Origin of the sequence: Sivoneniella epilithica UHCC 1019, assembly GCF_040830845.1 — a bacterium.
Taxonomy (GTDB): Bacteria; Cyanobacteriota; Cyanobacteriia; order Leptolyngbyales; family Leptolyngbyaceae; genus ULC077BIN1.
The window spans coordinates 22,857-28,856 of the sequence record NZ_JBFPDP010000054.1; the positions used below are offsets into that span (position 1 = coordinate 22,857).

5 protein-coding genes are annotated in these 6,000 nt (G+C 48.9%); 3 read left to right on the forward strand and 2 right to left on the reverse strand.

Translation table 11 applies throughout. The features are described 5' to 3' along the window. The first annotated feature begins 100 nt into the window (after window positions 1–100). Window positions 101–1,228 carry a DNA-processing protein DprA gene (gene dprA / locus AB3R30_RS22850; protein ID WP_458651522.1) on the forward strand — a complete coding sequence of 376 codons (1,128 nt, stop codon included), beginning with the start codon at window positions 101–103 and terminating at the stop codon, window positions 1,226–1,228. Window positions 1,229–1,274: 46 nt separating this feature from the next. Here the strand turns inward: dprA and AB3R30_RS22855 are convergent, their stop codons facing one another. Then, window positions 1,275–1,577, reverse strand: coding sequence for a hypothetical protein (locus AB3R30_RS22855; protein ID WP_458651523.1), 303 nt, complete (start codon window positions 1,575–1,577; stop codon window positions 1,275–1,277). 61 nt (window positions 1,578–1,638) lie between these two features. Further along, a complete protein-coding gene (locus AB3R30_RS22860; RefSeq protein ID WP_458651524.1) occupies window positions 1,639–2,790 on the reverse strand; it encodes a Fic family protein in 1,152 nt (383 codons plus the stop codon). Between the two features lie 212 nt (window positions 2,791–3,002). On the opposite strand from AB3R30_RS22860, the gene recJ reads away from it, so the two are divergent. Then, window positions 3,003–5,051 (forward strand): single-stranded-DNA-specific exonuclease RecJ, encoded by a 2,049-nt coding sequence (recJ, locus tag AB3R30_RS22865; protein ID WP_458651525.1) that lies wholly within the window; start codon window positions 3,003–3,005, stop codon window positions 5,049–5,051. A gap of 94 nt (window positions 5,052–5,145) precedes the next feature. Beyond that, the gene (locus tag AB3R30_RS22870) at window positions 5,146–5,928 is read left to right on the forward strand and encodes an alpha/beta hydrolase (protein ID WP_458651526.1); all 783 of its coding nucleotides are present in this window, start codon (window positions 5,146–5,148) and stop codon (window positions 5,926–5,928) included. The last annotated feature ends 72 nt before the right edge of the window (window positions 5,929–6,000 follow it).

Here is a 6,000-nt window from a genome sequence, read left to right on the forward strand (position 1 = left end):
GGCGAATTTTCTTTAGCCCAGGGGCACTCTAGTTTTAATTCCTCTCTTGAGGATATTCGATTTATTGAAGGCAACATCAGGCTGTAATTTTTGGGTGCTCATGGTAGAAGAACGCGCTTTCTGGCTGGCAATGTCTGGAATTGATGGGATTGGTCCAATTTCTCTGCGCCGCATCCATAAACATTTTGGCTCCTTAGCTGCTGCCTGGGAGGCTTACCCGGCTGATTTGCTGGAGGTGGAAGGGGTTGGGCTGCAAACCGCAGATGCGATCGCCACGGCGCGGCGGCAAATCCGACCCGCAGAACTGTTGCAGCAGCATGAACAAGCAAACCCAACGTTTTGGACTCCCGGCGATCGCGACTATCCCCGATTGCTATTGGAAACTCCCGATCCGCCCCCCATGCTTTACTATCGCGGCATCGTGGAGCCATTAGAACTCAGCGGCGTGACCCCGATGATTGCGATCGTCGGCACCCGTAGCCCCTCCGATTATGGGAGACGCTGGACGCGACGAATTACGACAGCACTTGTCAATCATGGCTTTACGATTGTGTCGGGATTAGCTGAAGGGATTGATACCGAAGTGCATCAGAGTTGCATTGCAGCAGGGGGACGGACGATCGCCGTTTTAGGCTGCGGCACCGATGTTATCTATCCCTGGAGCAACCGAGGACTCTATCAAAAAGTGGCGCAGCAGGGATTGATCATCAGTGAACATGCCGCTGGCACCCAGCCCGATCGCATGTTTTTTCCCCGTCGCAACCGCGTGATTGCCGGGTTATGTCGCGCCACCTTGGTGATGGAAGCTCCAGAAAAATCTGGAGGGTTAATCACCGCGCGCTATGCCAATGAATATGGACGCGATGTCTATGTGCTACCCGGAAGTTTGGATAATCCCAAGGCGATCGGCTGCCTCAATTTAGTTGAGCAAGGAGCGCAATTAATCTTAGGTGAAGACAAACTAATTGAAAAACTAGGAATGCTACCCCAACTCGATCGCCCTGCTTCCACTGCTGAACCCACCATTCCCCTCAACTTACCGCCCGAACTACAGCAAATTTTGCAAGCCCTCAGCGAATCCCAATCCTCCAACCCAGAAGGCGTTCCCCTCGATTTACTTGTCCAAAAAACCGGACTCGCCCCCGGCACAATTCTTGGTTCCCTGACCAATTTAGAAATGCAAGACTTAGTTACATCCCTGCCCGGAATGCGCTATCGGTTGCAGTGAAAGACGAAGGGTGAGGGGGAAACGTTAGAACCCATAACCTTTCCTGCTACGAATCCTTTGGCACCTGCTCAGAAGATTTTCGGGTGAGCAGATACAGCAGCGGCGAGAACGAACCGACCAGGATTGTTGCCACGATCCACGGCAAAGGGTTGCGTCCTGTTGCTTTGGCATCCTGCCACATCCAAACACTAACCAATACGAGGGCAATAACTAAGTCAACAAAAATCTGGGCAGACCCAAAACTACTAACAATCGACGAGAAGATTCCTACAATTCCGTCAGTCCAAACCGCTACAGCAGTCAGCCCTCCAAACAGAATCAACGTAATGACAATAAGAACACGATTCATCAAAAGACCCTCTAGCTACTGGAATGATTGGGTGAAGTTATGGCAGCATGTTGACTCAACATTAATCGTCATAAGCGATTTCCAGAATATTTGAGGCGAAATAGATTTTTGGACGTGCTTGAATGTCAGATTCTATGAGAATGTTTGTGCTTATTAAGCGCTCTATGTCTGCGCGTGCAGTGTTGTAGTGTATTCCGCACATTTCCGCGAATTGAGAGATTGTAATAGCTGGGGATTCAAACAGGTGATCGATGAGGCGATTAAGTCGAATGTTTCCCCCCGCTTGATTCAACAGATCCATATACTGATTGCGAAGTACAAGAAGCTTATCGAAGCGCCTAAGTGCATCCTTTGATTGTTCAATTATTCCACGTAGACAAAAGGCAATCCAATCTTTCCAATTTCCCTGTGTACTGACTTGAAATAAAAGATTGATATATTCATCTTTGTATTTATCAAAGAAAGCACTTAAATATAACCAAGGTCTACTGAGTTTACACTGCTCATGAATCATCAGCGACAGTAAAAGCCTGCCTACTCGACCATTTCCGTCAAGAAATGGATGGATTGTTTCAAACTGGTAATGCACCATAAAACACATAATTAGAGGCTCAATGTTTTTTTCCTTATGAATAAATGTTTCCAGACCATATAGACAGGGCATAACTTCATTGGGTGGAGGTGGTATAAATCTTCTATCTGAACCAATATGAACCTGAGAACGGCGAAAATTACCTGGATCTCTTTGAAACCCACGTACCCCTGACAAAAGTGTCTGATGAATTTCTCGAATTAAGTTCAAGCTGAGAGGTTTTACTTCTAAAAGGCGCAAGGCTAATTCTAATGCTCTGTTATAGTTCCAAACCTCCTGCCAAGAGTTTACTGGGTCGTTAACTGACTTTGGCTCTCTAGGCTCAATCTCAAAAAGCAGCAGTTGTTGAGGTGTAGCATAAGTTCCTTCCAAACTAGATGACCGCAATGCTTCACGCCTCTGCAAAGGACGCAATAGTAAGTTGTAATTTGGCATATACCGACCAACTCCATCCAGTCTGGCTAATTCCTCTCTCGCCTGAAGCAACAAAGCCCAAATGTCAGGAGAAACCTCCCACTCATGAGGCAATAGATCGGGAATGAATGCCCAATCTTTATTACCTTCCACCGAAATCTCCAAAAGCCTTCCGGGGGCGCTTTCTGTAAAAACAGATTTGTCCATAATTACAATATTGCACTAAGAATTGAAATTGAATCACTCGAATTTCAATTTATTGCACTTTTTTGAAATTCGCAAATCTGAATTTCAATTTGAATTACTAATAGTTCTTAATAGCTTTCTGGATAAAGGTTTTAGCTGTTTCAGCTATCCTGAGACATTGGCACTTCCATTATGATTCCTACTCGTTAGTGTCTTTAGGTTTTTGCCATCGAATGAAGGATAAGCAGTTGATCAATTCGTCTTCCACTAAGGTGCCTGACCAACGCTGGCAAATTGCGATCGCTGATGCTGACTTGGCGACGCAAATTGCCCAGGAAACCGATTTGTCTCCCCTGATGGCGCAAGTGCTGATTAATCGCCGCTTGACCACGTTGGCGCAGGTGCAAGCATTCCTCAGTCCTGAATCGCAATATCTGTCTTCGCCTCTGGCAGATTTTCCCGATTTACCCTTGAGTCTGGAACTGCTGATTAATGCGATTAACACGCGCCAAAAGATTGCGATTTGTGGGGATTATGACGCAGATGGGATGACGAGTACGGCGCTGTTGCTACGGGCGCTGCGATCGCTCGGTGCCCAGGTAGACTACGCTATTCCAAGTCGGATGGCAGAGGGCTATGGCATCAATAAGCGCATTATCGACGAGTTTTACGAGGAAGGGGTAAGGCTGCTGATTACGGTGGATAACGGGATTGCTGCCTATGACCCGATCGCCCATGCGCGGGAATTGGGCATCACCGTCATCATCACCGATCACCACGATTTGCCGCCGCTGTTGCCGCCTGCCCATGCCATTCTCAACCCCAAAATGATCGCCGAAACTTCTCCCTATCGCGGCGTGGCGGGGGTCGGGGTTGCCTACATTTTGGCAAGAGCGTTGGCGCAAAGTATGGGCAGTTCCAGCGATTTGACCGATTCATTGCTGGAGTTGTTTACCTTGGGCACGATCGCCGATTTGGCACCGCTGACGGGTGTGAATCGTCGTTGGGTAAAGCAGGGTTTGCAGGTTCTCGCAAAATCACGGTTAGCGGGAGTGCAAGCGCTAATTCAGGTGTCGGGATTGAGCAACGAAAAGAACCTGAAACCAGAGGCGATCGGTTTCAGATTAGGTCCTCGGATCAACGCCGTGGGTCGGATTGCCGATCCGCAGGTAGTGATTGAACTGCTGATTACCGATGATGAAGGCGTAGCGTTGGAACGGGCGATGCAGTGTGAGCAAATTAACCAACAGCGGCAAAAGCTCTGCGAGGAAATTGAGCAAGAAGCGATCGCCCTGTGTGAAAGCGGCAAAGGCGCGAATCAACCGTTCAATATTCAAGACAACTGGGTGTTTCTGGTGGTGCATCCCGATTGGCATCATGGGGTGATCGGCATTGTGGCTTCGCGCTTGGTCGAACGCTACGGCGTGCCTGTGTTCATCGGCACCTACGAAGATGAAACCCGGCAGCATATTCGTGGTTCCGCCCGCAGCATTCCAGAATTTAATGTGTTTGAAGCGCTGGAATTTTGTAAAGACCTGCTGGATAAACACGGCGGACATCGAGCAGCAGGGGGCTTTTCCTTTAAGGCGGAAAATCTGGAAGCCTTGCGATCGCGCCTGCGTACCTTTGCCCATCAAACCCTGGCACCAGAATATCTCAAGCCGCTGGTGATTGTAGACGTGGAAGCGACCTTAGCACAGGTTGATTTTAGTCTGCACTCCCAGCTAGAGGCGCTGCATCCCTGCGGCATGGAGAATCCCGATCCGGTGTTTTGGTCGGCGAATGTACGAATTCACGAGCAAAAAAAGATTGGCAAAGGACATCTTAAAGTAACTTTGAGTCAGGATGAAGGCTTGGGGCAACTCGCCAAAAAAATTACGGCGATCGCGTGGCGTTGGGGCGATTTCTACCCGCTGCCCTCTCGCATGGATATTGCCTATCGGCTCCGCACGAATGAATGGAATGGCGAAGTGTCCTTAGAACTCGAATTGGTGGGCGGTCGGTCTTCCAGTGCAGCCAGCGAACGAACCGAGTTTGTCTATGGCGATCGCTGCTATGCCTGCCGTCTGGTGGAACTGGACACTGGCAAAGAAATTCGCATTCGCAACCCCGAAGGCAAGGTGCTAATTGTGCAGCAAGGACAACGCATCGGGCAACTGACCCATGTTTCTACCGAACCCATGGAAGTTGATGTCTGCCAGCCCCCCTACTTTGCCCTAATTAAATCCGCGTTAGAGGCATTAGGCATTGGAAAAGAACAGAATGAAAAAATGACAGGATAGGGAAGCGCTTTTGCCGATTCATGATCCTAGAGGAAGAGTTTGAATGGGCTGGAGCAGAATCAGATCATTACAGAGAAGAAAACCAATTAGGCGTATGCTGCAACTCTTCTTGCTGGTCTATCTGGCGTTGAATATTTTTGCCTTTTTCTATGCTGAGCGGCTGATTTTTCTGCCGCGCCCTAGAAGCTATCAAGATAGTCCAGAAATCTTGAAACTTACGACCCTGAGCGGCGAACAAATTTCGGCGCGGTATCTGTCCAACCCAACTGCAAACTACACCGTGCTTTACAGTCATGGGAATGCTGAAGATTTGGGGCGGATTCGCCAACGATTGGAACACTTGAGAACCTTGGGTGTTTCAGTATTTGCCTACGACTATCGGGGCTATGGCACTAGTCAGGGGAAACCCTCTGAACAAAATGCCTATCAAGACATGGAAGCGGCGTATCGCTACTTGATTGATACGCTCGGCATTTCACCCAGTCACATCATTCTCTATGGGCGATCGCTGGGCAGTGGCACCAGTGTAGAGATTGCCAGCCGCGAACCGATCGCCGGACTCATTCTAGAAAGTCCATTCACCAGCACTTTTCGCGTCATCACCCGCATTGAGATCGTCCCTTTCGATCGCTTCGATAACCTCCGTAAAATCGCCAACGTGCGCTGTCCGGTGCTATTCCTGCACGGCACCCAAGATCGGCTAATTCCATTGCACCACAGCGAAACCTTAATGCGCCACGTGCGATCGCCTAAGCGGTTAGTGCCGATTCCAGGAGCCGACCACAATGATCTACTTGAAATTGCGGGCACTCAATATGATCAGGCGATTCAAACCTTTCTCCAGCAGTTGAAACGCCCTTTAGTCCCTCACTCCTAGTAGTCTGTCAAGAAAGAATTGATGGATAGAGACGCTTGAGTTTGATGCGGGCATCTTGAGTCGTAAATTGCC